The organism is Lentzea alba, from assembly GCF_011067745.1.
GTDB lineage: Bacteria > Actinomycetota > Actinomycetes > Mycobacteriales > Pseudonocardiaceae > Lentzea > Lentzea alba.
This window is the reverse complement of record NZ_JAAMPJ010000004.1, coordinates 198,793-224,241: the sequence shown is the minus strand read 5'-3', so window position 1 is coordinate 224,241 and position 25,449 is coordinate 198,793. Positions and strand designations below refer to the sequence as shown.

The 25,449-nt window shown below is 68.6% G+C and carries 24 protein-coding genes; 12 read left to right on the top strand and 12 right to left on the bottom strand.

Features of this window, described 5'->3' with window-relative positions:
- Positions 1-2: 2 nt before the first annotated feature.
- Complete coding sequence (locus tag G7043_RS16710) at positions 3-908, bottom strand: proteasome assembly chaperone family protein (RefSeq protein WP_166046586.1); 906 nt, start codon at positions 906-908, stop codon at positions 3-5.
- A gap of 111 nt (positions 909-1,019) precedes the next feature.
- Here G7043_RS16710 and G7043_RS16705 point away from each other — a divergent pair, with 111 nt between their 5' ends.
- The 3 genes from G7043_RS16705 (at position 1,020) to G7043_RS16695 (ending at position 3,878) form a co-directional block, all read left to right on the top strand.
- On the top strand, positions 1,020-1,631 hold the full coding sequence (locus G7043_RS16705) for a DUF4230 domain-containing protein (RefSeq protein ID WP_166046585.1): 612 nt from the start codon (positions 1,020-1,022) through the stop codon (positions 1,629-1,631).
- Positions 1,632-1,694: 63 nt separating this feature from the next.
- Positions 1,695-3,308: a serine/threonine-protein kinase gene (locus G7043_RS16700; RefSeq protein WP_166046584.1), complete on the top strand. Its 1,614-nt coding sequence runs from the start codon at positions 1,695-1,697 to the stop codon at positions 3,306-3,308.
- A gap of 81 nt (positions 3,309-3,389) precedes the next feature.
- A complete protein-coding gene (locus G7043_RS16695; protein WP_166046583.1) occupies positions 3,390-3,878 on the top strand; it encodes a hypothetical protein in 489 nt (162 codons plus the stop codon).
- A 15-nt stretch (positions 3,879-3,893) separates the two neighbouring features.
- On the opposite strand, the gene G7043_RS16690 is transcribed toward G7043_RS16695, so the two are convergent.
- The 4 genes from G7043_RS16690 to G7043_RS47610 all read right to left on the bottom strand — a co-directional run bounded on the left by G7043_RS16690 (position 3,894) and on the right by G7043_RS47610 (position 10,266).
- Positions 3,894-5,891 (bottom strand): transglutaminase domain-containing protein, encoded by a 1,998-nt coding sequence (locus G7043_RS16690; protein WP_166046582.1) that lies wholly within the window; start codon positions 5,889-5,891, stop codon positions 3,894-3,896.
- Positions 5,892-6,018: 127 nt separating this feature from the next.
- Positions 6,019-7,125 carry a DUF58 domain-containing protein gene (locus G7043_RS16685; protein ID WP_242642358.1) on the bottom strand — a complete coding sequence of 369 codons (1,107 nt, stop codon included), beginning with the start codon at positions 7,123-7,125 and terminating at the stop codon, positions 6,019-6,021.
- Between the two features lie 10 nt (positions 7,126-7,135).
- On the bottom strand, positions 7,136-8,101 hold the full coding sequence (locus G7043_RS16680; RefSeq protein WP_166046581.1) for an AAA family ATPase: 966 nt from the start codon (positions 8,099-8,101) through the stop codon (positions 7,136-7,138).
- Complete coding sequence (locus tag G7043_RS47610; RefSeq protein ID WP_207311270.1) at positions 8,098-10,266, bottom strand: hypothetical protein; 2,169 nt, start codon at positions 10,264-10,266, stop codon at positions 8,098-8,100. The genes G7043_RS16680 and G7043_RS47610 overlap by 4 nt, the downstream gene beginning before the upstream one ends.
- A 185-nt stretch (positions 10,267-10,451) precedes the next feature.
- Between G7043_RS47610 and G7043_RS16670 the strand changes: the two genes are divergently transcribed.
- Positions 10,452-11,096 (top strand): hypothetical protein, encoded by a 645-nt coding sequence (locus tag G7043_RS16670; protein WP_166046580.1) that lies wholly within the window; start codon positions 10,452-10,454, stop codon positions 11,094-11,096.
- A gap of 178 nt (positions 11,097-11,274) precedes the next feature.
- Here G7043_RS16670 and G7043_RS16665 read toward each other — a convergent pair whose 3' ends face one another.
- Positions 11,275-11,877, bottom strand: a complete 603-nt coding sequence (locus G7043_RS16665) for a fibronectin type III domain-containing protein (RefSeq protein WP_166046579.1) — start codon at positions 11,875-11,877, stop codon at positions 11,275-11,277.
- 65 nt (positions 11,878-11,942) lie between these two features.
- The gene (locus G7043_RS16660) at positions 11,943-12,545 is read right to left on the bottom strand and encodes a polysaccharide lyase family 7 protein (protein WP_166046578.1); all 603 of its coding nucleotides are present in this window, start codon (positions 12,543-12,545) and stop codon (positions 11,943-11,945) included.
- Positions 12,546-12,627: 82 nt separating this feature from the next.
- Between G7043_RS16660 and G7043_RS16655 the strand changes: the two genes are divergently transcribed.
- Positions 12,628-13,509 carry a LysR family transcriptional regulator gene (locus tag G7043_RS16655; protein WP_166046577.1) on the top strand — a complete coding sequence of 294 codons (882 nt, stop codon included), beginning with the start codon at positions 12,628-12,630 and terminating at the stop codon, positions 13,507-13,509.
- Here the strand turns inward: G7043_RS16655 and G7043_RS16650 are convergent.
- Complete coding sequence (locus G7043_RS16650) at positions 13,412-14,275, bottom strand: EamA family transporter (protein WP_166046576.1); 864 nt, start codon at positions 14,273-14,275, stop codon at positions 13,412-13,414. The two genes, G7043_RS16655 and G7043_RS16650, sit on opposite strands and share 98 nt — an antisense overlap.
- Before the next feature lie 93 nt (positions 14,276-14,368).
- Here G7043_RS16650 and G7043_RS16645 point away from each other — a divergent pair, with 93 nt between their 5' ends.
- Entirely contained in the window at positions 14,369-15,277 is a 909-nt protein-coding gene (locus G7043_RS16645; protein WP_166046575.1) for an RluA family pseudouridine synthase, read from the top strand.
- Here G7043_RS16645 and G7043_RS16640 read toward each other — a convergent pair.
- Positions 15,272-16,165, bottom strand: coding sequence for a phosphotransferase family protein (locus G7043_RS16640; protein ID WP_166046574.1), 894 nt, complete (start codon positions 16,163-16,165; stop codon positions 15,272-15,274). The two genes, G7043_RS16645 and G7043_RS16640, sit on opposite strands and share 6 nt — an antisense overlap.
- Positions 16,165-19,359 carry a GH92 family glycosyl hydrolase gene (locus G7043_RS16635; protein WP_166046573.1) on the bottom strand — a complete coding sequence of 1,065 codons (3,195 nt, stop codon included), beginning with the start codon at positions 19,357-19,359 and terminating at the stop codon, positions 16,165-16,167. The genes G7043_RS16640 and G7043_RS16635 overlap by 1 nt, the downstream gene beginning before the upstream one ends.
- A 102-nt stretch (positions 19,360-19,461) precedes the next feature.
- On the opposite strand from G7043_RS16635, the gene G7043_RS16630 reads away from it, so the two are divergent.
- From G7043_RS16630 to G7043_RS16615, 4 genes are all read left to right on the top strand, one after another.
- Complete coding sequence (locus G7043_RS16630) at positions 19,462-19,845, top strand: VOC family protein (protein ID WP_166046572.1); 384 nt, start codon at positions 19,462-19,464, stop codon at positions 19,843-19,845.
- A gap of 112 nt (positions 19,846-19,957) precedes the next feature.
- Positions 19,958-20,647 carry a chitinase gene (locus G7043_RS16625; protein WP_166046571.1) on the top strand — a complete coding sequence of 230 codons (690 nt, stop codon included), beginning with the start codon at positions 19,958-19,960 and terminating at the stop codon, positions 20,645-20,647.
- A 585-nt stretch (positions 20,648-21,232) separates the two neighbouring features.
- Complete coding sequence (locus G7043_RS50490; protein WP_449279969.1) at positions 21,233-21,811, top strand: chitinase; 579 nt, start codon at positions 21,233-21,235, stop codon at positions 21,809-21,811.
- 40 nt (positions 21,812-21,851) lie between these two features.
- Positions 21,852-22,340, top strand: a complete 489-nt coding sequence (locus tag G7043_RS16615; protein WP_166046569.1) for a DinB family protein — start codon at positions 21,852-21,854, stop codon at positions 22,338-22,340.
- Here the strand turns inward: G7043_RS16615 and G7043_RS16610 are convergent.
- Together G7043_RS16610 and G7043_RS16605 are read right to left on the bottom strand one after the other, a co-directional pair.
- Positions 22,333-22,578, bottom strand: a complete 246-nt coding sequence (locus G7043_RS16610) for a mycoredoxin (protein WP_166046568.1) — start codon at positions 22,576-22,578, stop codon at positions 22,333-22,335. The two genes, G7043_RS16615 and G7043_RS16610, sit on opposite strands and share 8 nt — an antisense overlap.
- An 85-nt stretch (positions 22,579-22,663) precedes the next feature.
- Positions 22,664-23,779 carry a DUF2341 domain-containing protein gene (locus tag G7043_RS16605; RefSeq protein ID WP_166046567.1) on the bottom strand — a complete coding sequence of 372 codons (1,116 nt, stop codon included), beginning with the start codon at positions 23,777-23,779 and terminating at the stop codon, positions 22,664-22,666.
- A 307-nt stretch (positions 23,780-24,086) separates the two neighbouring features.
- On the opposite strand from G7043_RS16605, the gene G7043_RS16600 reads away from it, so the two are divergent.
- Entirely contained in the window at positions 24,087-24,710 is a 624-nt protein-coding gene (locus G7043_RS16600) for a DUF4360 domain-containing protein (protein WP_166047024.1), read from the top strand.
- A 57-nt stretch (positions 24,711-24,767) separates the two neighbouring features.
- Positions 24,768-25,409: a DUF4360 domain-containing protein gene (locus tag G7043_RS16595; RefSeq protein ID WP_166046566.1), complete on the top strand. Its 642-nt coding sequence runs from the start codon at positions 24,768-24,770 to the stop codon at positions 25,407-25,409.
- Positions 25,410-25,449: the final 40 nt, after the last annotated feature.

The following is a 25,449-nucleotide window of genomic DNA, read 5'->3' as shown; positions in this document are numbered from 1 at the left end:
TCCTACAGGTGGTCCGGCGGACGCTGCTGCTCGGCGAGGAACCGTTCGAACTCGGCGCCCAGTTCGTCCGCGCTGGGGAGGTCGGTGTTGCCGACAGTCTGGATGAAGGCGTCGTACTGCCGCTCGAGCGCTTCCACCACCTGGGCGACCTCCTCGGACTCCGCGACCTGCCGGTGGATCTCGGCGTCGGCGGCCTGAGCGGCGTCGACGAGAGAACCGATGGGCAGCGCCAGGCCGGTCGACCGCGCGACGGCGTCGAGCAGCGTGACCGCGGCGGTCGGGTACGTGGACTGCGCGAGGTAGTGCGGCACCTGGGCGGCGAAGCCCATCGCGTCGTGACCTGCCTGGCCGAGGCGGAACTCCAGCAGCCCGGACACGTTGCCCGGCACCTGCACGCGGTTGAAGAACGGCTGGTACTCCGACACCAGCTCGGGGCGCGTGGCGTGGCCGATGACGTTCAACGGCCGTGTGTGCGGCACGCCCATCGGGATGCCGTGGAAGCCGACGGTCAGGCGCACGCCCCAACGGTCGATCAACGAACGCACGGCGAGCACGAACGCCTCCCAGCCGCGGTCCGGTTCGAGGCCGGTGAGCAGCAGGAACGGGTGGCCCGCGCTGTCCCACAGCAGGTGCACGACCAGTTGCGGGGCGGCGTAGTCCTCCCAGTGGTCGGTCGCGTAGGTCATCAGCGGGCGGCGCGAGCGGTAGTCGATCAGGCCGTCGATGTCGAACCGCGCGATGACACGGCTCTCGAGGGTCTCCAGCAGGTGCTCGGCGAGCAGCCGTCCCGCGGCGCCGGCGTCCATGAAGCCCTCGAAGTGGTGCAGCAGCACCGCACCTGTCAGGTCCGGCACCTCCGAGTCCACCTCGTACAGGTTCTCCGGGTCCACCGCACTCCTCCTGAACATCGATTCCCGTCTCGTCCAAAGCCAACCACGTGGACACGGGACTGATTCCGCACGGGTCGATTAGCCCATACGGACCGTGTGTGCGCATCACCTCACGGGTACTCCAACACGGTGGACAAGCGCTGGTTGACGCGTGGAGCTCTGGTCGCGGCCGTGCTCATCATCCTCGGTGCGGCGGTGTTCGTCTTCGGGCAGTTCAAGCCCTTCGGTGACGAATCGATCGACCGCAGTCAGCCCGCGATGCTCAAGTCGGTGCGGGACCTGAGCCAGTACCACGCCGCCGCCGGCGAGTTCCAGGTCGTGCTGGACATCGAGAACGACGTGAAGTGGGTGCCGGCGGCGCTGGCCGGGGAACGCACGTTGTTCGTCGCGGCCGGGTCCGTCAACGCCTACGTCGACCTGGGGTCGATGAAGGACGACGGTCTGGTCCTGTCACCGGACCGCAAGACGGTCGAGCTCCGGTTGCCGAAGCCACAGCTGGACAAGCCGAACCTGCACCACGACCGTTCGTACGTCTTCAGCCAGGAGCGCGGTCTGATCAACGATCTGCAGGCCCTGGCGGGACCCCCTGACCAGCAACGGTTCTACGTCGCCGCCGAGGCCAAGCTGACGGAGGCGGCGAAGCAGTCGGAGATCCTGAAGCGGGCCGAGGACAACACCCGCGTGATGCTCACCGGAATGCTGCAGTCACTGGGGTTCCAGGTGAAGGTGGCCGGGGACTGAACCGCGCGGGCAGCTGCCCCGAACGTCTCAGGTGAGCCGACTCTGCCGGGATAGGATCCGTTGGTGGAAGACGATCTGATGGCGTGGGCGCCCGCTGCCGGTGCCGCTTCGGCACCGGGGATCGCGTTACCCGGCTACAGCGGTTTCCGCGTGATCGCGCAGGGCGGCGAGGGCACGATCTACCGCGCCCGCCAGGACGGTCTGGGCCGGGACGTCGCGGTCAAGGTGCTGCAGGTGACGGACCCGGCGACGCTGACCCGTTTCCGGCGCGAGCTGGCGATCACGGTCGAGCTCGGCCGCCAGCACCCGCACATCGTCACGGTGCTGGACACGGGAACGCTCCCGGACGGCCGCCCGTGCATCGTCATGGAGTTCTACGAACGTGGTTCGCTGCACGACCGTTTGCGCGCCATGGGCCCGTTGGCCGTGCCGGACGTGGTGGCGGCGGGCATCGCGGTGGCGGACGCGCTGGCGTTCGCGCACGGCCAGAGCATCCTGCATCGGGACGTGAAGCCGCAGAACGTGCTCGTGCTGCCCACTTCCTATGTGCTGGCCGACTTCGGCATCGCCCGCGGCGCCGACGCGGGTCACTCGGCGTCGTTGCAGATGGTCAGTTACCGGCACGCGGCCCCGCAGATGCTGGAGGGCGCGGCGCCGTCGTTCGCCGACGACATCTGGTCGCTCGGTTCGACGCTGTTCACGTTGCTGGAGGGCAAGCCGCCGTTCGCGTCGGACAACCCGGACGAGGACACGCTGCTCTCCTACGTCGGCCGTGTCAGCACCGGCGACCCCCGTCCGCTCACCCGGTTCGACGTGCCGGCGCCACTGGTCGCGGTGATCAACCGCTGTCTGCGCAAGGACCGCGCGGAACGCTTCGGCTCGGCGCTGGAGTTGCGAGATGCGTTGCTGGCAGCGAACTCTCCGGCCGCGGTGTCCGTTGTGGACCCGGACGCGACGGCGATGCTGGGCGAACGCACCTGGGTCATCCCGGACGGTCCCACGGAGGCGCCCGGTTTCGGGCCGCGCGGGTTCGTTCCCGAACCGGAACCGGAGCCGGAACCCGTTGAGGAGCCGGACGACTCGTGGCGCGGCCAGCTCGCGGACCTGACCTACCGGCAGCACGACCTCGTGCCGCCACCGCCTGTTCGCCCGCAGCCGGTGGCCGTGCTGCCGACCGTCGACCTGCCGCCCGCCGAACCGATGACCGCCCCGGTCCGCAAGAGCAAGCGCGGTGCCGTGCTCGCGTTGCTGGCCGTGGTCGCGGTAACGGGCGGCATCGTCGCGGGCATGCTCCTCAACCGCCCGGACGGCAAGCAGCAGGGCCAGCCGCCGGTGACGCAGGAGACGACGACCACACCGCCGGTGCCGACCTCGGAGTCCGGCGACGCGGGAGCGCTCCCGAACACCGACCCGAAGTTCGTCCCGGTCCTCAAACGCGCCGAGTACCAGGGCAAGGCGATCGAGCTGGAGTGGAGCGACCCGAGCGACGGCCGGGCCGACTTCGTGGTGATCGACGTGACCGGTGCGAAACCGGTCGCCGTGACCAAGGTGACCGGTGGCGCCACCACGTACGTCGTCGAGGACGCGGGCGGCCAGCGGCGTTGCTTCCAGATCGCGGCGTTCGGCTACAACGGCGAACGCGGTAGCTCGGCGAAGGTGTGCGCCAACAAGAACTAAACGTAATTCGGCGCATTGTTGTGTGCGTATCAATTGGCGTACGGTCCCCCGGTGCAAAGCGCTCGTTATGCAGGTCCACCGTTGTTCGCTCGTGGACGGACGCGCCGCACACTCGTGGCGTGGGTGGCGATCGCGCTCGTCATCGGGATCGGGATCGGGGTGCTGATCGGCGGCGGTTTCCGGCCGTCGTCGCCCGCCGGTTCCGGCAGCACCGCACCTTCGAACGAGCCCGTTCAGCTCGAATACACCGACATGCCGTGCGATCCGGGTTCGTCCGTCCTCGTCCTGCACTCGCTGGAGGGCGCGATGCAGGCGAAGGACGTCAAAGTGTTGCTGGACTACGAAACGATGTGGGTGAAGCACCGTGAGAGCGCGAACCCGGCGCTGCGGGGCCAAACCGCACTGCTGACCAGGCGGGACGACGTCTGCGACGCCATCGTGCCCGAGGACACGAGGTTCACCCAGTTCGTGTGGATCGGCCCGTTCCCGTCGGACGTGGCGCCCGCGCTGTGCGAGGCGTTGCTCAAGGTCACCTGGGGGAACTGCATTCCCGCGCAGGTGGTGCGCTGAACGTCAACTGTTCCGTCAACGGCGGAACAACGGCCGCGGGTCGATCGCCCACACCACCTTGCGCCACCAGGAAGCCTTGCGCCGCACCGCTTTCTTCACCTGCCGGGCCAGCCGCCAGCTGTTCTCGGTTCTTCCCGGCTGTGGTGCGAAAGCGGCGTGGTCCACCAGCACGGCCAGTCGTGCGGCCGCCTCACCCCACTCGCTCGCGACGTCCGGCACGGTACGACTCGGCTTCGGCCGCATCCCGGCCAGTTGCAACGAGTCCAGCACCTCGTTCCACGCTCCCACCGGCCCGGCCGCCCTCAGCCGCACCCGGCGCGACGTCCGCGCCACGTACAACGCGACGAGCAGCACTACTGGGATGAACGCCCAGAGCGGGAGCCCCTTCTGTTGCTGCGGCGCGGCAACGCTGTCGGGTTGCACCGCGGTCGGCTGCACCAACGGCGGCACAGAGGCCAACGAGGTGGGCGTCGGCTTCGCGGTGGTCGACGCGAGCCGGTTCAGCACCTCGCGCTTCGACGCCGCGCTGGGCCCGCTTCCGTTGCCGGACACCGGATCGAACGCCACCCAGCCCCACCCGGTGAAGTACACCTCCGGCCAGGCCGTGGCATCGGCGGCGCGGACGATCCGTTCGCCGTTCTGCTCCGGCACCGGCTGGAATCCCACGACCACCCGCGTGGGCAATCCGACCGCCCGCGCCAGCACCGCGTAAGCCGACGCGAACTGCTCGGCGGTTCCCGCTCCGGCACCGGCCTCGCCGGGCTGCCCGAACAGGAACGTCTCCAGCCGCGCGTACGACGACCCGACCGGCGCCTCGGCGTCCGGCCGCCGGTTGAGCCGCACAACCTGTTCCAGCGCAACGGCCTTCTCGTACGGCGTGCGCGCGTTCGCGGTCGCCTGCCGCGCGTAGTCCGCCAACGTGTACGGCAGCCGCGGCAACGCCGTGTACCTCGTCGCCTCCGCGGGCACCTGCGCCTCGACCAGATCCGTGTCGGCCGGCGTCTCCAAGGTGCCTCTGACCGTGTAGCTCAGCCCGGTCCGGAGCCCGTCGGCCACCACCAGCGACCCTGTGTCCGGATCCACCATGGCGTTGCTCAACGACACCGCCTGCGGCTTCCCCACCCCGGGCAGCCACTCGCCCTGCAACCCGGTGATCCGCAGATCGACGCTGGCGTCCTGGAACTTCCCGCCGATCGGCAGGTCCGGCGCGTCCACCACACCGAGCGGCCCGTAGGTGGAGGCCGCCTCCCACGACGCCCCCGAGTACCGGCTGAGCGTCACCAGCCGCACCGGCACCTCGGGCCCGCGCATCCGGAACAACTCGGCGTCCCCCTGCACGGCCCACGCCGCGAGCTGCGGCAACGGGTTCGCGATGGCCACCGCGGTGACCGGCGGTGTGACCAGCTTGCGCGGCTCGAACCCGTTGGTGGGCAACACGAACGTCAGCAACGTCAACGCGGCCAGCGCCGTCGCCAGGATCGCGGGCGGCACCACGGGCCCACGGCGGTCGATGATCAGCCACCCCAGCGCCAGCAACACCACCAGCGTGAGCGCCACGAGCCCATAGCGGTCCGCGCGCCCCGTGGTGAGCAGCGCCGCCGACACGTACAGCGCGGCCGCACCGAGTGCCGGCACGAACAACGCCGTCCCGCGCTTGGTCACCGACAACACCGTCACCGTCGACACACCGACGATCAGCAACAACCCCGGCACGAGCAGCTCGGGCGTGGCCGGCGCGGGCCGCGCCGCGGTGAGCAGGCGCGGCACGGTGTCGAGCAGCACCCACGCCGGATCCCGATCCGGCTCCGCCCCGCGCGCCGCGAAGAACCCGCCCACCATCGCGAGCACCATGACGGCCAGCGCCGCCAGCCCCGCCGGGACGATGCGTTTCAGCTGCAGTGCCAGGAAACCCGCGAACGCCGCCAGTCCGAAGTAGACGTACGCGCCGTCCCAGGCCTGCGCGAGTTGGAGCGAGCCGACGAGGAGGACAGCGGCAACCCAGGCGAACTTCATCGCGCCACCACCGCATCGCGGTCCAGGAGGTTGATGAGGGGAGCTTTCATAAACACCAGGTTTATGAAAGCTCCCCTCATCAACGTCCTGCGGGCGCCGGACACCGGCCCGGCCATCCGTCCGCGCTTCATCGGGCCACCACCGCGTTCCACGAGTCGATCAGGTCCTCCGCCTTCGCGCCGGTGATCACGAGCACCGACCCGGCAGCTCCCACGGGCCGTTTCTCGTCCACCACGAGCACGGTGCCGAACGCGGCGCGGCCGGCCTCCAGCACCAGGGCGGGCACGGTCGTTCCGCTGATCACCGCCACCACGTCCAGGTCGCGCACGGGCACGGTCGGGCGGCCGTCGGAGTCCTGCAGTTCCAGGTCCGCCAAGGCCGACAGGATCGGGGCCGGGTCCTGGGTCTCCTCCAGGGAGGTGCCGCCGGACGACGTCAGCAGGCGCACCGGGTGGCCCTGTTCCAGGGCGGAGGTGATCAGTGACGCGGCCACCTCGACGGCTTCCTCGAAGCGTTGCGGGTCCGGGTACGACGACACGTTGTCGTCCAGCAGGACGGCCAGGTGCGGGCGGGCCGGGTCGGCGTCCTCGCGGATCATCAGGGTGCCGGTGCGGGCGGACGTCGCCCAGTGCAGGCGGCGCAGGTCGTCGCCGGGCACGTACTCGCGCAGGCCCACCAGGTCGGTGCCCCCGCGCTCCACTCGTTCGTCGGCGCCCACCTGGCCGCGGCGGGCACCCGACGGCAGGCCGCGCACGGGCAGGACGCGGGGCACCACTCGCACCTGGATCACCTCGCCCAGGACCGTGCGAGCCTGGGCCAGGCCGGCCAAGCCCTTGCGCTGCAAGGTCAACGGGCCCACGTCGAACACGCCGCGGCGTTCGGTCGGGATCGCGTAGTCGACGGCCTCGACCACGCCGGGTTTGAGCAGCGGCACGTCGACCGCGGCCGGTGAGCCCGCCACGACGTCCACGGCGTCCAGGGCCACCGGCCAGCGGCCGGAGACCGAGAGCTCCAGGCGGCCGGTGCAGCGGGCCAGGCGTGGCACGGTGCGAGGGCGGACGGTGCGCGACACCGACAAAGGCGACGCGATCAGCACCGAGATCGCGGAAGCGATCACCAGGGCCACCAGGGCCAGGCCGAACGCCGTCATGCCCGCGTAGCGCCACCACAGGCCGACGCCGAGCATCAGCAGGCCCAGCACCGCCGTTCCGGTGCCGCGCGTGGTGAGTCTCATCGCGCCCCGATCATTGCGAGGCTGGCTTGGGCACCGGCACCCGCGAGAGCACGTCGGCCAGCACCTCGGACGTCGTCACGCCCGCCAGCACGCTCTCCCGCGTCAGCACCAGGCGGTGGGCCAGCACCGGGTCCGCGATGTCCTGAACGTCCTGCGGCACCACGAAATGCCGCCCCTTCGACGCCGCGTACACCTGCGCGCAGCGGACCAGGGTGCGCAGGCCGCGCGTGGAGGTGCCGAGCCGCAGCCGTTCGTCGGTACGCGTGCCCGCGCCCAGGCCCGAGATGTAGTGCAGGATCGGGTCGGCCACGTGCAGCAGCTGCAGGCGGCCGCTGAACGCGCTCACCTCGCGCGGCGACGTCACCGTGCGCACGTCGGCGATCCGGCCCGCGCCGCTGCCCGGACGCAGCACGTCCAGCTCGTCCTCCACCGACGGATAGCCGATCGACGTGCGCAGCATGAACCGGTCGAGCTGCGCCTCGGGCAGCCGGTACGTGCCGTCGAGGTCGATCGGGTTCTGCGTCGCCACCACGAGGAACGGGTCGGGCACCGCGTGCCCGACACCGTCGATCGTGACGGTCCGCTCCTCCATGACCTCCAGCAACGCGGACTGCGTCTTGGCCGCCGCGCGGTTGATCTCGTCGGCCAGCACGATGTTCGCGAACACCGGACCCGGCCGGAACCGGATCTGGCCCGTCTGCGGGTCGTAGACCGACGTGCCCGTGACGTCGGACGGCAGCAGGTCCGGCGTGAACTGCACACGCCGCGACAGGCCGCCCAACGCGCCCGCCACGGCCCGTGCCAGCGTCGTCTTGCCGGTACCGGGCACGTCTTCCAGCAGCACGTGGCCGCCCGCGAACATCGCCACCAGCACCAGGTCGATCACGTCGCGCTTGCCGCGCACCGCGCTCTCGACCGCGTCGCCGAGGCGCGTGTGCAGGTCGCGGAAGGCGGAAACCTCACCGGTGTCGATCACTTTTCCTCTTCTCTGCGAACACCGATGCGCAGCAGGAACGCGCACGCCAGCAAGCCCAGCGCGCCCGCACCCATCGGCGCGATCTCCGCACCGGCGGGCGCCATCCGCGGCACGCACGTCGGCTTGCCCGCGCACTCGTCCGGGAGGTACATCGCGTTCTTCCCCGCCGAATCGACCTGGCCGGCACCGGACGCCGCGTACGCGCGCACCACGATGAAGTTGCCGCCCTCTTCCAGGTCGATCGCCGCCGAGGTGGCGTTGCAGGGGATGCCGACGGCGTAGCCCTGCGTCGTGTTCACGACCTCGCAGCGCCCGTTGTGGCTCGCCCAGTCCGCGGGCGGAGCCATGTTCACCGTGCGCCTCGACGCGAACTTCCCGCCGGTGATCGACGAGATCACCACGGCGCCCGCGGTCGGCAACGACGGTGGTGGCGGTGGTGGCGGCGGTGGTGGCGGCGGTGGTGGCGGCGGGTCGTTCGGCGGTGGGTTGGGAGGCGGCGGGTTGGGTGGTGGTGGGTTGGGCGGCGGGTCGTTCGGGGGCGGGTTGTTGGGCGGCGGGTTGTTCGGCGCCGTCACCGTGAACGCCGCCATGCCCGCGGCACCCGCCGTGGACGCCGTCGACGCGCGCACCGACACGTCCAGCCTGCCGCTCGTGCAGAACGTGGAACCCGTGCAGGGCAACGACAGTTCGGCTGACGTACCGGCCGACTGGGCCGACACCGAACCACCGCTGAACGAGCCGGAACCCGTCACCGTGTAGCCGACGATCGGATCGGTCGACGACACCGCGCTCCAGCTCACCGTCACGACGACCGCCGACGCGCTGCGCGACTTCTCCCGCACCGTCACCCCGGCGGGCGCGGCCGGGGCCGCACCGACCGAACTGGAAGGTGGAGTGGAGGACGGCGGCGGCGACACCTCGGGCGGCGTGCCGTTGTTGCCGTTGTTGCCGGGGTTGCGCGGCGGCTTCACCGGCTCGTTCGGGTTCGGCGGCGGAGGCGGCGGCACCGACGGCGGCGGCGAGCGGTCCGGGTCCTTCACCGGCAGCTCGGGACTGCGGATCGTCAGCGACCGCGTCGCGCCGTCCGTGTCGACCAGCACGCCCGTGGAGGAGCCCGGCACGTTCACGAACAACCGGCCGTCGTCGAACACCAGCTCGGGGTCGGCACCACCGGACGTGCGGACGTCGTCACCACCGCGACGACCAGCGCGGTCCAGGATGATGACCTTGCTGGATCCCATGCACGGCACGTAGACCTTGTCGCGGTAGACCGCGGGACGGCCGGGCTTCGGACAGCCCATCGCACCGACGTCCACGCGCAGCACCTGCCCGTCGACGACGAGCACGACCACGGACGAGTCCGGCACCGACGCGGGCACCAGATCAGTCGGCGCGGTCTGCGCCGCGATCACCTCGGCATCGGTGCGATCAGTCGACCTCGACACGTCCTCACCCGTGCCGTCACGAACCACGACACCGCCGTCGAGACCGATCAGCGTGACGCCCTGGTCGTGCGGCACCAGCACCGTGCGCGGCCCGGCACCCGAGACCTGGCGCTGCGACCGCTCCTGGAACCGCTCCTCGTCGTCGGACCAGTCGAGCGACCGCAACGTGCCGCCGTGATCGACCAGCCACAACAGGCCGCGCTCGTCCACGACGGCGTCGGCCAGGGGCTGACCGGCCTCCCACGTCTGCCCGACGTCGGCCAGCGTCAACGGGTCCGCGGTGTGCACCGTGCCGGCCGCGCGGTCGACGACGAACACCATCCCGTTCGCCACCAGCACCTTGCTCGACGCTCCGGGAGGCGCCTGCCGGCGACCGGACGCGAGCAGCGTCGCGAGGTCGATGACGGTGATCTCGCCGGTGCGCCGGTTCAGGACGATCAGCCGACCGTCCTCCTGCGCGATCTCCAGCTGCGAGTCCGGCCCGCTGATCTGCAGACGCGTCTGCGGCTTGCCCGACACCGGGTTCACCTGCACGACCTCACCGCGCTGGTCATCACCGAGCCAGGTGAGCCCGTCGGACACGTCGACCGACGTCCGCGAGATGCCCTGCCCGAGCGCGGCGCCCGCGAGCATCAGAACACCCAGCAGTGCCGCGACGAAACTCGCCGATTCCCGCCCTCCACCGGAGATAATGCGTTTGATCCGGTGCCACCAAGCCATGCGCGCCTCCCTCGCCCGCCGGGGATGCTAACCCCCTGCTCTGACAACTTCGGACGGTGCACGGTTCCCGGATCGCCCGGTCAGCCGACTGGCAGACATCAGTGAATGCAATGACGAGGTCTGACAGTTTTGAAAACCGAATGGCGCTACGCCGAAACGATCAACGCATAAGGCAGAGTGGACGCATGGAGATCCCCGGCATGGGACTTGCCAAGCAGGCACTCGGTGCCGCCCTCGACACGACGGCGGCCGTCGCCGCGGTGCCAGGGCGTGTGCTCGACTTGATCACCGAGGTCGAACAGCTGGTCCGCAAGGTCAACGGCACGATCGACGCCGTCGACGGCATCGTGGCGAAGGCGGACGACCTGGTCGACCGCACGGCGAACGTCGTCGCGGACGCCGAAAAGGCCGTGGACGAGGTCCGCACGATCACGGCGAGCGCGAGTGACGTCGCCGAACGGGCCGCACAGGTCGTCGCGACGGCAGGCCACACCGCGCACACGGCGAACGAGCTGATCGGCCTGTACGAGCCGCTCGCGAAGCAGGCCCAGCCGCTCGCGAAGCGGTTCGTGGAGGAGCTCTCGCCGCACGAGGTCGAGGCCGCGATCAAGCTGGTCGACGAGCTGCCGGTGCTCACCGAGCACCTGATCAGCGACATCCTGCCGATCCTGGCGACCCTGGACAGGGTCGGCCCGGAGGTCCACCAGCTGCTCGAAGTCACCAGCGACATGCGCCAGGCGATCCTCGGCATCCCCGGTTTCGGGTTCATGCGCCGCCGCGGCGAGAAAAAAGAAGAGGAAGAAGGTGTGAAACCCGTCGAGAACGGGTAGCCCACCCGCATGACCGCTGACGCCCGTGTGGATCAACTGACCTGGTGGCTGCTCACCAGCGTGTTCGGACTGCTTTCCGCGATCAACATCGCGCTGGCCGTCACCGAACGCACGCCCTGGCCCTACGCGCTCGCGGCCTTGCTTCTCGCCGCGAGCGCGTGGAGTGCCAGACAGGCGTTCAAGCCTTCCCCGTCGTCTGATGAGTCAGGTTCGACGGTGATCCGAAGCGGAACGCCCGTACCCGATACGTCGCGGTCTTCTCGTCTGGGAGTGTGATCACTCCGTACGACGTGCTGTCCGGGTCGAGCTGCACGGCGACGCGGTAGTCCGCCGCGCCCGCGGGTTTGACCTCGATCAGGTACCCGTCCTCGTCGGCGGCGTGGTCCTCCCAGGTGAACAGGATTCCGTTGGCGTGCTTCACCTCCGCCTTCAGGTTTCCCGGCGCGGCCTCGGGTGAGGACACCGGACGGGTGCCCCCGCCACCTTTGCGCGCCGCGGTCCAGTCCGGTCCCTCGATCTCCGGTACCTCGTCGCCCGGTGGCAGCGCGACGTCCACGGTGGCCGAAGCGGGCCCGGTGAACGGCCGGACCCGGTAGTAGAACCGGGTTTCCGGGATCAGATCCGGATGCCGGTAGGAGTCACGGCCCGGCGGAGCGAACTCCAGGACCACGTAGTCGCCGTCGGCCGCGTTCGCGTACTCGACGACCTGCCCGGCCGCTCCCGCCTCCGGACGCCAGTGCAGCGTCACGTCGGTCGGCGAGGTCAGCTCGGACGTCAGCACGGGGTCCTGCTGTTCCTGACCGCAGGCAGCCAGGAACAGCAGGGGTACTAGTAGAGAGCGCTTGATCACTTGCGCCAGAACCGGATATTGCTCCACACGACCGTGGCAGGTCCTTGGCCGCTGGACGTCCGGTACGCGCCGAACTTGTCGTAGAAGCTCGTACCCGAACTCGCGTAGGTGTGCTTGCGCGAGCCGTTGATGTACGTGCGGTGTTCGTTGCCCACGTTGTGCACGGTGTTGACGCGCACAGTCGTGCCCACAGTGGCTCCGGTGGCGATGGTGGTGCCACCGTGCACGGCGTAAAGCCGGCCGCCGCGTTCCACGGCGAGCATCCAGAACGGTCCCGCGGTGGGCGCGTCCCGGAACGTCTGCTTGAGACTGATGCGGGTGCCGCCGAGACTCGTGATCCGGAAGCTCCCTTCGAACTGCCGCGTGCCGCCGGTGTACGTGGCGTACCGGCGCTCGGCACGCTGATCGCCGCTCGCGGTGGAACAGGTGAGGGTGAACGTGAGGCCGCTGACCGTGCCGCAGCCGCGTTGCTGAACGTTGAACGACGGCGATTCGCTGGTCCACGGCCCGGTTTCCACCTGCGCCAGGGCGGGAGAGCCCGCCGCGAGCAGCCCGGTCGCCAGAGCGAGCCCCGCGACGATGCGGAGTCGTTTGGACATACCGATACCTCCTCAAGACGTGCTGAGGACAGCACGTTTCTTCTCAGGGGGCGGTGACGGCAGCGTAGCCGATAATGATCGGATGTTCGACCTTCATCGGTTGCGGCTGCTGCGTGAACTCTCCCAACGGGGCACGCTCGCGGCCGTCGCACAGGCGCTGAACTACAGCCCGTCCTCGGTGTCGCAGCAGCTGTCGTTGCTGGAGACCGAGGTCGGCGTGCCGTTGCTGGAACCTGTCGGAAGGCGGGTGAAGCTCACCCCGCAGGCCGAAATTCTGGTGCGGCACACCGAAGAGGTGCTGACCCGGCTGGAACGGGCCGAGTCGGAGGTCGCCGCCTCGCTGCACGAGATCACCGGGACGCTGCGGGTCGCGACGTTCCAGACCGCGGCGCTGGCGTTGATCCCGGCGACGCTGGCGCGGATGAGGGACGAGCACCCGTCGCTGCGGATCGAGTTCCAGGTGCTCGACCCCGCGGAAGCGCTTTCCGCCTTGCACGCCCGGGACTTCGACCTCGTGTTCGGAGAGGAGTGGCCGGACCAGCCGGAGCCGCGGTTCCCCGGCCTCGAGTACCGGGAGCTGTGCCGGGACCCGATCAGGCTGGCCGTCCCACGTGGACTACCGGTGGCCGAGGCCGCCACGTTCCCGTGGATCATGGAGACGACCGGCATGCCGCAGCGGATGTTCAACACGAACTGGTGCCGCCGCCAGGGCTACGAGCCGGACGTGCGGTTCTCCTCGATCGACGTCCTGGTGAAGCTGCGGTTCGTGGAACAGGGACTCGCGGTCGCGCTGCTGCCCGATCTGGTCTGGTACGACCGCGAGATCACCGTCGACCTGCACGAGCTGCCGATGTCCCGGCTGCTGTTCACTGCGGCACGGGCAGGACGAGGTCAGCATCCCGCGGTGCGGGCGTTTCGCGAGGCGCTGGCGCTTTCCGTAGCGCCGCGCCAACCCCGGCCGTGATCACCAAGGCGATGGCGCCCAACGAGACCACGCTCAGGTGCTGCCCCAGCAGCACCGCGCCGGCCAGCGCGGCCGCGGCCGGTTCGAGTGCGAGCACGACGCCGAACGTGCTGGCCTGCAACGTCTTCAGCGCCTTGATCTCCAGCGTGTACGGGATCGCGGACGCCATCAGCGCGACCACCGTGCCCAGCAGCAGCATCTTGGGCTCGAACAACGCCGCGCCGGCCGTCGACAGCCCGTACGGCAGCGTCAACGCGGCCGCGATCAGGCTCGCACCCGCGAGGCCACCGGTGCCGAGCCCGGCCGTCGCGAGCTTGCGGCCCGCCAGCACGTAACAGGCCCAGAACACCGCCGCGAACAACGCGAGCGCCACCCCGACCAGGTCGAGCTTCGCGCCGGTGTACTCGCGCACCCCGAGGATCACGACGCCGGCCAGCGCCAGCCCGACCCACACGAAGTCCCGCGGCCTCCTGCTCAGCACCGCCGCGAGCCCCAACGGCCCGAGGAACTCGATCGTCACCGCCACCCCGAGCGGGATCCGTTCGAGCGCGAGGTAGAACGTGCCGTTCATCCCGGCCATGGTCATCCCGAGCACGACGGTCTCCTGGCGGAACTTCGGCCGCACGACGACCGCGAGCAGCAACGCCGCGATGCCGAGCCGCAGCGCGGTCGCGCCCGGCGCGCCGATCTGCCCGAAGAGCTGACTGGCGAAGGCCGCGCCGAACTGCAGTGAGATGACCGAACCGAGGACCAGGAAGACCGCCATGCTCCCAGCCTCGTTGACCAGGTCTCTTCGGTACAGCGAATGTTTTCGAGCGATGTCGTTCGGTTTTTCCGAACGTTTAGACTGACCGATGCGATGAGACGCAAACCCTCCTCCCCACTCCCCCAGCGCAACGGCCTGGACGCGGCGCGGCTGAAGCTGCCGCCAGAAGGTCACTGGGCGCTGTTGCGCGACCACCTCGTGGAACGCCTGCCGCGGGTCGCCGCCGAGCGCATCGATGAGATGCTGCGCGAGGAACGGATCTGGGGTGTGACCGGCCCGCTGGGCATCGACACACCGTTCGTCCCGGACAGCTACATCTGGTTCCACCGCGACCTGCCCGTCGAGGTGCCCGTGCCGTTCGAGGTGGGCGTGGTGTACCGGGACGAGAACATCGTGATCGCCGACAAGCCGCACTTCCTGGCGACGATCCCGCGCGGTCGGCACATCATGCAGACCGCGCTGGTGAAGCTGCGCGACTCGCTGGGCCTGCCCGACCTCTCCCCCGCGCACCGGCTGGACCGGGTCACGGCCGGGCTGGTGCTGTTCGTCGTGCGTCGCGAACTGCGCGGCAAGTACCAGACGATGTTCCGCGATCGGGCGGTGCGCAAGGAATACGAGGCGATCGCCGGCTACGACCCCGCCCTGGAGCTGCCTCGGGTGGTGCGGTCGCGGATCATCAAGGAGCGCGGCATCATCACCGCGTTCGAAGTGGACGGCGAGCCGAACGCCGAGACGCACGTGTCCCTCGTGGAGCATCGCAACGGCCTGGGCCGCTACCACTTGAAGCCGCTGACCGGCCGCACCCACCAGCTGCGCCTGCACATGTCCGGCCTGGGCGTGCCGATCGTGAACGACGACTTCTACCCCGTGCTGCACGAACGCCCGCTGGACGACTTCTCGTCACCCCTGCAGCTCCTCGCCCGCACTTTGTCCTTTGTGGACCCCGTCACGGGCGAGGAGCGTTGTTTCACCTCAGGGCTGAAGCTGTCCGCGTGGTCATGAGATGTGCGTGCGCCGGGTCTCGATCGGCTGCGGCTCCCAGATCCGGTTCATCCGCTCGAGCAACCGCCGGGCGAGCGCGCTCATCGCGGGATGGGTCTCGGTGAACCCCGCCACCACCCGCGCCCGGAACATCAACCGGCCGCGGGCGGTCGTGCTGTACCAGAACCAGTCCTCGTCGACGACCCTGGCGAGGTGGTCGGTGCCGTCCCGCTCGGCCCGCTGCACCAGCGCGTCACCCTGCACCAGCCAGCGCACGCAGGCGTCCTCCAGCGGCTCGACTCGGCCGCGTTCGGAGAAATAGGCCTGCTCGGCGGCCTCCCGCAGTTCCTTCGGTGTCTCGGACACGGTCGCGCAGGTCGGAAAACCCATCCGCAGGTACACCAGCTCGGTGAGCCCGTCGCCGAGCATCGCACCTTCGAGATCGACGAACCGGGCTCCGCGTTCGGTGTACATGTCGTTGCCAGGACACGGGTCGCCGTGCAGGAGGTCGAACCTGCCGGTGTCGGTGAAGGCGAGCTCGGTTTCCGCGTCCCCGATCTCGACCTCCAGCGCGCGCACGAACCGCAGGAACGGCTCCGGGTCAGGAACCTCCTGCCGCGGCAGGACTCCGGCGTGCTCGGGACCCGTGGCCTGGTGCAGCCGGGCGAGGCCGCGCGCGTAGTCGGCCACCCAGTCCTCGTCGAACGGATGGGACGGCAGCCGCTCCAGCACGACCGTCCGCGTGTCCTCGTCGACGTCGAGGACACGCGGCACCATGCCGGTGTGTTCGGCCAGCCGCAGCGCGGTGACCTCACGGGTGAAGGCGGCCGCATCGCCGATGACCTGCTTGACGATGCGGTCGCCGTCGGCCCACACGCGGGACCGCACTCCGCTTTTCAGTCGTTCCATCAGGCCAGTGTGAGCGCGTACAGCTCCACTCGCGGGTCGTTCGGCAACGTCACCGAACGGACCGTCTTGCCGGCGTCGAGCCGCAACGACTGCCCGAACAGCCGGACCGGCGGCCCGTCGACGCCCTGGCCCGCCTTGATCCGGTGCGGCATCTCCAGCACCACCGGGCCACCTGCTGCCCAGTCCGGGACCGTGGCCGCGACCTCGGCCGAGGTGCCGTCGGTGTACCAGACGGTGAACGCCGTGGACACCGGGCCGTTGTGCGACGCGCCCACCACGTGCAGCCAGGAGAACTGGCCGGTGGGCAGCAGCAGGCCCTGGCCCCGCGCCTCGACGAAGTTCGGTGCGGTGCCCGACGGATCCGGTGCCTGGTAGGTGATGCCGCCCCACGTCACCGGCCCGGCGGGCGGCAACAGGGCGGCGTCGTAGCTCCAGCCGCCGCCGTCGAAGTTGCCGGAAGCCGAGTCGGCGACCGTCGCCGTGCCGTCGTGGTTGCGTTCCGGGCCGACGTCCACCGAACACGTCGAGAACGCGCACAACGCGGCCGGCTTCACCTCGATCGTGGCCTTGACCGTCACGGAGTCGACGACGACCGAGACCTCGTAGGAGCCCACCGGGGTCCCCGCGGGCACCGACACCGTCACCGGCACGGTCTTCTGGGTCGGCAGATGCCGCGACACGATGACGAACGGCTTGACACCGCTCACCTTCCAGCCCGCGGGAGCCTTCACTTCAGGCCTCACGGACATCCCGGACGGCGACTGCGCCAGCACGTCGAGCTGCAGGGTCAGCGACTGCGCGGAGTCCGAGGTCGGCATGACGATCTCGGAGTTGCGCAGCGACGCCGACAGGGCCCGCCGCGAGTCGACGTTGCCGTCGTTCAACGAGGGCGGCTCGTCGCCACGCGAGGTTCCCCACGACGACGGCTTCGACGACACCTGGTGTGCCAGCTTTCCGCCGCGCTGCAACGTCGACCAGGAGAGCCAGGTCTTGCGCACGTCACGGCCGCCGAACGACACGCTCTTGACGTACCGGTTGGTGTCGGACACCCCCGGCGCCGTCACGGTCAGCGTCCCGCCCTGTGAGCCGTGCTGTCCGATTCGGACGGTGGCGGACTCGAACTGCGGTGAGGACAACGCGAGGAAGTCCGCGCCGTTGAACGTCGGGTAGAGGCCCAGCGACGAGAAGACGTACCAGGCCGACATCGTGCCCAGGTCGTCGTTGCCGGTCATGCCGTCCGGGCCGGTCGTGAACAACGTCATCGCCGCCCGCACGACCGTCGCGGTCTTCGACGGCGTGCCCGCCCAGAGGTACATGTACGGCGCGAGCAGGTCCGGTTCGTTGTTCGGGTTGTAGGTGGGTTTGCCGTAGTAGTCGTACGGCTCGGTGATCCAGTCGTGCCGTGCGGTCCCGGCGGGATCCACCAGCAGCTTCTCGTAAGCGAAGAACGAGTCGAGGCGCTTCTCGGTCTCGCGCCGCCCGCCCATCAGCGACACCAGTCCGGCCGGGTCCTGCGGCACGAGCCACTGGTACTGGTAGGCGCCGCCTTCGTGGAACTGGTGCGACGCGTCCACCGGGTTGTACGGCGCCAGCCAGGTGCCGGCGGTGGTCCGCGGCCGGAACTGACCGATCGACGAGTCCCACAGGTTGCGGTACCACTGGCCGCGATCGGCGAACAGGCGCGCGTCGGCCCGCTTGCCCAGTCCCTTCGCCATCAATGCCAGTGACGCGTCCGCGGCCGAGTACTCCAGGGTGGCCGAAGCCGGGTGCACGCAGTCGTTGTCGCCGCCCTTGTGGGCGCAGTCCGTGCCGAGCTTCAGGCCGGACGGGATGTACCCGCGATCCGAGTAGTAGGTGACACCGGACCGCCCGTTGTACGGCGAGTCCGCAGGAGGCAGCGACAAGGCGTTGGCGCGCAACAGCTTGTACGTCTCCTCCTCGTACCCCTTCAACAGCCCCTTCGACCACGCCTCGACCAGGAACGGTGTCACCGGGTCACCGGTCATGATGTTGGTCTCGGACGACGCCAAAGCCCAGCGCGGCAACCATCCGCCGTCCCGGCCACTGGCGACGACGGACAGCGCGACGTCCCGCGCCACGCGAGGTTCCAGGATCTGCAACAGCTGGTTCTGCGGCCGGTACGTGTCCCACAACGAGAAGTTCTGGTACGGCGTGTATCCCGAAGCCGTCCGCACCTTCCCGTCGAAGCCCATGTACCTGCCGTCGACGTCACCGGCGAGGTTCGGGTGCAGCACCGAGTGGTACAGCGCGGTGTAGAAGGCCACCTGCCGTTCCCTCGGACCACCGGACACCCGCACGGCGTCCAGCTGCTTCTTCCACACGTCCTTGGCCCCGGCGACGACGCCGTCGAAGTCGTGCGAAGGAGCCTCCGCCGCGAGGTTCTTCCGCGCGCCCTCGATCCCCGTGTAGGACAGGCCGACCTTCAGCACGACATCGCGGTCGGCCGTGGCGTCGAACGTGACCCACGCGCCGTTCCCACCGGTCCCGGCCGCGTCGCGCACTCCCGCCGTGGGAACGCTCCCTCGCCACGCGCCAAAGGAAGCGAACGGGCGGTCGAACGACGCGGTGAAGTAGACGGTGTGCTCGTCCTTGCCCGCGCAGAACCGGCCGTTGCGCACCCGGCCCTCGATGGTCCGGTCACCGACGACGTGGATCTCCGAGTCGAGCACCGTCTGGTTGGACCGCCCCGTGTTGAACAGAACGTTGGCCGCCCCGCTGGAGGGGAACGTGTAGCGCTGCCAACCGGTCCGCGCGGTGGCGGTGACCTCGGCGTTCACCCCGTATCGGGACAGCCCGACCCGGTAGTAGCCGGGCTGCGCGGCCTCGTCCGAATGGCTGAAGGCCGACTTGTAGGCGTTGATGTCAACGTTGTCAACGGGCCCGACCGTCGGCATCACCGGCAGCTCGCCCATCACCCCGCAGCCCACACCCGACAGATGTGTCTGCGAGAAGCCGTAGATGGAGGTGGCCTTGTAGTCGTATCCGCCCTGCCCTCCCGTGTCAGGGCTGACCTGCACCATCCCGAACGGCACCGAGGCGCCGGGAAAGGTGTTGCCGAAGTTTTGCGTACCCACGAAAGGGTTGACCAGAGACGAGGGGTCTTCGTCCGCCTGAGCGGCTTGCGCAGGAACTGTTAGACCCAGTAACAGCCCGGCTACAACCAGTGTCCGCATGGCAGGCAGTATTGCCGGATCGTCGCCGCCCCGATACCCATCAGAGGTCGGCGATGCACGTATTGGCCTGACAACTCCCCTGCGGCGGAGTAAGCAGAACACATGCCCGTACAGCTCAACCACACCATCGTCCACGTGACCGACCAGGAGCGTTCGGCGCGCTTCCTCACCGAGATCCTCGGCCTGCCGGAGCCGGTGCGCTTCGGCCCGTTCCTCGTCGTCGAGGTCGCGAACGGCGTCTCGCTCGACTACCTGACCAGCGCGGCACCGATCACCGACCAGCACTACGCGTTCCTGGTGACCGAGGACGAGTTCGACCAGATCTTCGGCCGGATCCAGGAACGCGGTCTCGACTACTGGGCCGACCCGTTCCACTCGAAGCCCGGCGAGATCAACCGCAACGACGGCGGTCGTGGCGTCTACTGGAACGACCCGGACGGCCACGCACTGGAGATCATCACCAGGCCGTACGGCTCCGGCGCGTAGGTTCACGTATCTAAAAGGTTTAGACCACCTCTTGCACTCGGAGCACCGGGGCTGCCACCGTGAGAGCGGTAACACACCGTGGGCGCGCTGATGCTCTGAGGAGTTGGTCCCCATGTTCGGAACACGCGCCGCCGCCCTGATCGTCGCGCTGCTGGGCGTTTTCACGTTCGTGCAGCCGGCGACGGCGGCGGCGTTCATCGTCACCGAAGCGCAGTTCAACCGCATGTTCCCGTCCCGCAACAGCTTCTACACCTACAGCGGCCTGAAGTCCGCGATGGCCACGTTCGGCTCGTTCGCGAACCAGGGCAGTGACACGGTGAAGAAGCAGGAAGCGGCGGCGTTCCTCGCCAACGTCTCGCACGAGACCGGCGGCCTCGTCCACATCCGCGAGATCAACCGGGACGGCGACTACTGCGACGAGACCAGGCCCTACGGCTGCCCGCGCGGCCCGAAGGAGTACTACGGCCGCGGCCCGATCCAGCTGTCGTGGAACTTCAACTACAAGGCGGCGGGCGACTACCTCGGCGTCAACCTGTTGAACAACCCGGACCGGGTGGCCACCGACGCGACGATCTCGTGGCGAACCGCGATCTGGTACTGGATGACGCAGAACGGTCCCGGCACCATGACCCCGCACAACGCCATGGTCAACTCGCGCGGCTTCGGTCAGACCATCCGCAGCATCAACGGATCCCTGGAGTGCGACGGCAAGAACCCGGGAACGGTCGAGAGCCGCGTGTCGAAGTACCGCCAGTTCACCGGAATCATCGGTGTGGCGACGGGCGGCAACCTGTACTGCTGATCAAGAGAACAGGTCTAGACCCTTGACTGGTCTGGACCACCGGTGCCAATCTCAGCGTAGTTCACATCCTTGATTCCTCGGGCGCGCAGACTCCAGGAGTGGGTGACCTTGCTGAGAAAACGCATCTTGGCGTCTATCGCGGCTGGTGTGATGGCGGCGGCATTGGCCGTCATCACACCAGCCGCGTCCGCACAGGCGGAAGTGTCCGCACAGGCCTGCACGTACACCAACTGGGTGCAGGGTCAGTGGTACACGGCCGGCTCGATCGTGAAGTTCGAAGGCGCGTACTACATCGCCGAGCACGACAATCCTGGTTACAGCCCAACGGTTTCCACCTGGTACTGGGAACCCACGAGCTGTGACGGTGGTGGAGGTGGTGGCGGCACCTGCACGTTCACCGACTGGGTGCAGGGCCAGTGGTACGTCACCGGCAGCATCGTCCGGTTCGAAGGCAACTACTACATCGCCGAGCACGACAATCCCGGTTACAGCCCAACGGTTTCCACCTGGTACTGGGAGCCGTACAACTGCGGCGGCGGCGGTGGTGGCGGTGACTTCGTCGTCAGCGAAGCCCAGTTCAACCAGATGTTCCCCGGCCGCAACGGCTTCTACACCTACAGCGGTCTCGTGGCCGCGATGAGCTCGTTCCCCGGCTTCGCGAAGACGGGCAGCGACACGGTGAAGAAGCAGGAAGCGGCGGCGTTCCTCGCCAACGCCTCGCACGAGACCGGCGGCCTCGTGTACATCGAGGAGATCAACAAGAACAACGACCTCTGCGACGAGAGCAGGCCCTACGGCTGCCCGCGCGGGACGTACGCCTACTACGGCCGCGGCCCGATCCAGCTGTCGTGGAACTTCAACTACTACTCGGCCGGCCAGTACCTCGGCCTCGACCTGCTGAACAACCCGGGCTGGGTGGCGAGCGACGCCGCGATCTCGTGGAAGACGGCGCTCTGGTACTGGAACACGCAGACCGGGCCGGGCACCATGACCGGGCACAACGCCATGGTCAACGGGGCCGGGTTCGGCGAGACGATCCGCAGCATCAACGGATCGCTGGAGTGCAACGGCGGCAACCCCGCGCAGGTGCAGAGCCGCGTGTCGAAGTACCAGCAGTTCGTCGGAATCCTCGGCGTGCCGGCCGGCGCGAACCTGTACTGCTAGTAGGACCCGAGCTGTCCTAGTTCGGCCATAGCTTGGCCGCATGACCAACGAGCACGACGAGCTGCTGGACATGCTGGACGATCAGCGCAGGGTGTTCCGCATCGCGATGCGGGGACTCTCCGAGGCCGACGCCCGCAAGCGCACGACCGTCAGCGAGCTCACGCTGGGCGGATTGCTCAAGCACCTCGTCCAGTGTGAGCGCGGGTACACGCACATCCTGACCGAACGGCCGGGAGTTCCCGACGGGATGCTCGACACCGGCCAGTACACGTGGGAAGGCGGCTCGTTCGAGGAACTGCTCTCGTCCTACGCCGAGGCGGCGCGCGCGACCAACGAGGCCGTGCGCGCCGCCTCTCTCGACAAGCTGGTCCAGCTGCCGCCGGCGCCGTGGGACCCGAACCCCGAACCGTGGTCGGTCCGGCGGATCGTGCTGCACGTGCTGCGGGAGACCGCTCAGCACGCCGGGCACGCGGACATCATCCGCGAGGCGCTGGACGGCGCTTCGACGACCGATCAGCTGTTCAGCTGACGAGCTGTTCCTTCACCTGCGCCAGCGACGGGTTCGTGAGCGCCTTGCCGTTCGGGAAGTGGACGGTCGGCACCGTGCGGTTGCCGCCGTTCACGCTCATCACGAAGTCGGCCGCGCCCGGCGTCTCCTCGATGTTGATCTCGACGTACTCGATGCCCTCGCGGTCGAGCGAGGTCTTCAGGATCCGGCAGTAGCCGCACCACGAGGTCGAGTACACGGTGAGCTGGTCAGGAGCCATCAGAGGGCACTCCTCATCGAGGTTGGTCAATGTCATGAGTATCAACGCTCGACGGGGAGTGGTTCATCCCAGGGTGCGGCTCACGTCACTTCGCGTGCCTGAGCAGCTTGGAACCGGGCTTCTGGGACTCGAAGTCGAGCTTCGCCCAGTTCTTGTCCTTCGGCACGGACAGGATCCGCGCCTCGTCCAGCAGGCCGTCGAACGAGCGCTTGCGGCTGTTGCCGCCGGGCGTCTTCTCGTTGTTGCCGATGGTCACGGGCTCGGTGCCGGTGGTCTTCCACGCGTTGGTGTCGGTCTTGCCGACTTCGAGCTTGCCGTTGATGTAGTAGTAGGCGTTCGGCTTGTCGATGACGAAGACGAAGTGGTACCAGGTGTTGTTCTTGACCTTCGTGTAGGCGCCGGAGGGCAGCGGGCACCAGTCGTAGTTCGCGACGTCGATGCACGGCTCGGTCTGGTCGCCCTCGCCGAAGTAGTGGATGCGGAAGCCTGACTCGCCCTTGGAGAACATCGCGATGTACGCGGCCGGGTGCGTCTTCGCGTTGGACCAGATCGAGAAGGTTCCCTTGGCGGGCAACGGGTTGAACAGCCCGCTGGTCTCACTGCCCGGCAGCAGCACGTACTCGCTCCTGGCCCTGGTCAACGACAGCGCGTTGCCGACCACGCCGGTGCCGGTCGCGTCGCCGGTGATGTTGACGCCCTTGCCGTCGAGGTTGCCGGCGGAGTCGCGGTAGCCGTTCGCGGCGCCCTTCTCCGCGAGGTGGTGGGCGGTGATCCAGCCGTCGGCCTTCGGGAACACCCTGGTGCCGTCGCTTTCCGCCGACGCCTCGGGGTTGCCCCACTTCAGCGTGATGGTCCGGGTGGCGTTGCCCTTGACGTCGGTGCGCACCCAGATCGCCGCCTGTTTGGCCGCCGCGTCCCACTTCTCGATCTCGTACGGCAGCGGCCTGCCCGCCGCGTCGTCGAACCTGACGTCCGCGCCGTCCGGCTTGGCCTGGCCGAAGTCGAAGTTCGACGCGTCGAGCCGCACCGGCACCGGGAAGCCCTTGACGTCGCCGGAGACGTTCGCGCCGGCGGCGGTCGTGTCGATGGTGATCTTGCGTTGGTGCGCCCAGCCCGCTTGGGCCTCGGACGCCACCGCGGGGAGCAGGAGGCCCGCGAGCAACGCGGCGGAAATGGTGAGAGTTCGCCCAGTCCTGTGCATGTGGTCCCTTTTGTCCGGGGCGGCGGACACCCACCGTCTTACTGGAAACTTTCTTTCCTGTCAGCCCCACCTCACCCGATCGGACCAGCGAACGACGATCGTCAGACAATCGTCAGGTCAATCCCGCACACCGTGGGTGAGCATGGTGCGCGCACGGCCGAGAATTTCGGGTGTGCAATTAGTGCTGCTTTTCCACAAGCATTGCCGGGCAATTCGGTCACCCATTCGGCGGCCCTTCACCACTCAGGGTTTCCGATATCGTCTGGATTCCGTCGCCGGTACCACACTTCAGAAAGAAAGGCTGGCCATGCTGAAAACGGTGCTGGCTGCTGCCCTAATAGTGTCCGCCATGGCGACCGCGCCCGCAGCGCAAGCCGCTTCGGACGTTCCTGATTTCGTGACCATCGACGTGGTCACGGTGAACGGCTCCGGCTGCCCGGCCGGCACCGCGGCAGTGGCGTCCGCCGATGACCGCACGGCGTTCACGGTGACCTACAGCGACTACCTCGCCCAGGCCGGACAGGGCTCAGGTCCCACAGACTTCCGCAAGAACTGCCAGCTCAACATCAGAGTGAGCTACCCGCAGGGCTTCACGTTCGGCATCGCCCAGGCCGACTACCGCGGCTTCGCCAACCTGCAGCAGGGGGCGACGGGCGTCGAAAAGGGCAACTACTACTTCCAGGGCATGTCGCAGACCGCGAGCCGCACCCACACCTTCTACGGCCCGAAGTCCGACAACTGGCAGGCGACCGACCGCGCCACGGTGTCGGAAATCATCTACGCACCGTGCGGCGAAGTACGGCACCTGAACATCAACACCGAACTGCGTGTGAACGCCGGGACCGCGTCGAAGGCCAACAGCTTCATGACGATGGACTCCACGGACAGCAGTGTGAGCACGAAGTACCAGTTCTCCTGGAAGCGCTGCTGATCCAGGCACCATTTCCCGCCGCCGTTCTTGGTTGAACTTCAGACGGAAAGGTGCCCCATGCTCAACACACTGGCCGCGGCCGCGCTCGCGATGTCGACGATCATCATCCCGCCCGGCGGCGCCCCCGGAGACACGCCGCCGCCGGACATCATCACCATCGACGTCGTGACCATCAACGGCTCGGGCTGCCGGGCGGGCACGGCCGCGGTCGCCGTGAGCCCGGACAACAAGGCGTTCACCGTCACGTACAGCGAGTTCATGGCGCAGGTCGGCCCGCAGGCGCTGCCGACCGACTTCCGCAAGAACTGCCAGCTGAACCTGCGCGTCAACGTTCCGTCCGGCTTCACCTACGGCATCGCGTCCACGGACTACCGCGGCTTCGCGCACCTCGAGCGCGGCGCCACGGCCCTGGAGAAGGCCAACTACTACTTCCAGGGCATGTCGCAGACGGCGTTCAAGCAGCACAACTACGCCGGCCCGTTCAGCGACGACTGGCAGGCGACCGACACGACCGACGTGGCCGCGATCGTCTACCACCCGTGCGGTGAGAAGCGAAACTTCAACATCAACACCGAACTGCGGGTCATGGCGGGCACGTCGGACAAGACGAAGACCAGCTTCATCGCGATGGACTCCACCGACGGGTCCATCGAGACGACCTACCACTTCGCGTGGAAGACCTGCCCACCGAAGCCGTAACCCCGAAAACCATGGGGGGCACATTCATGGACCTGACGTC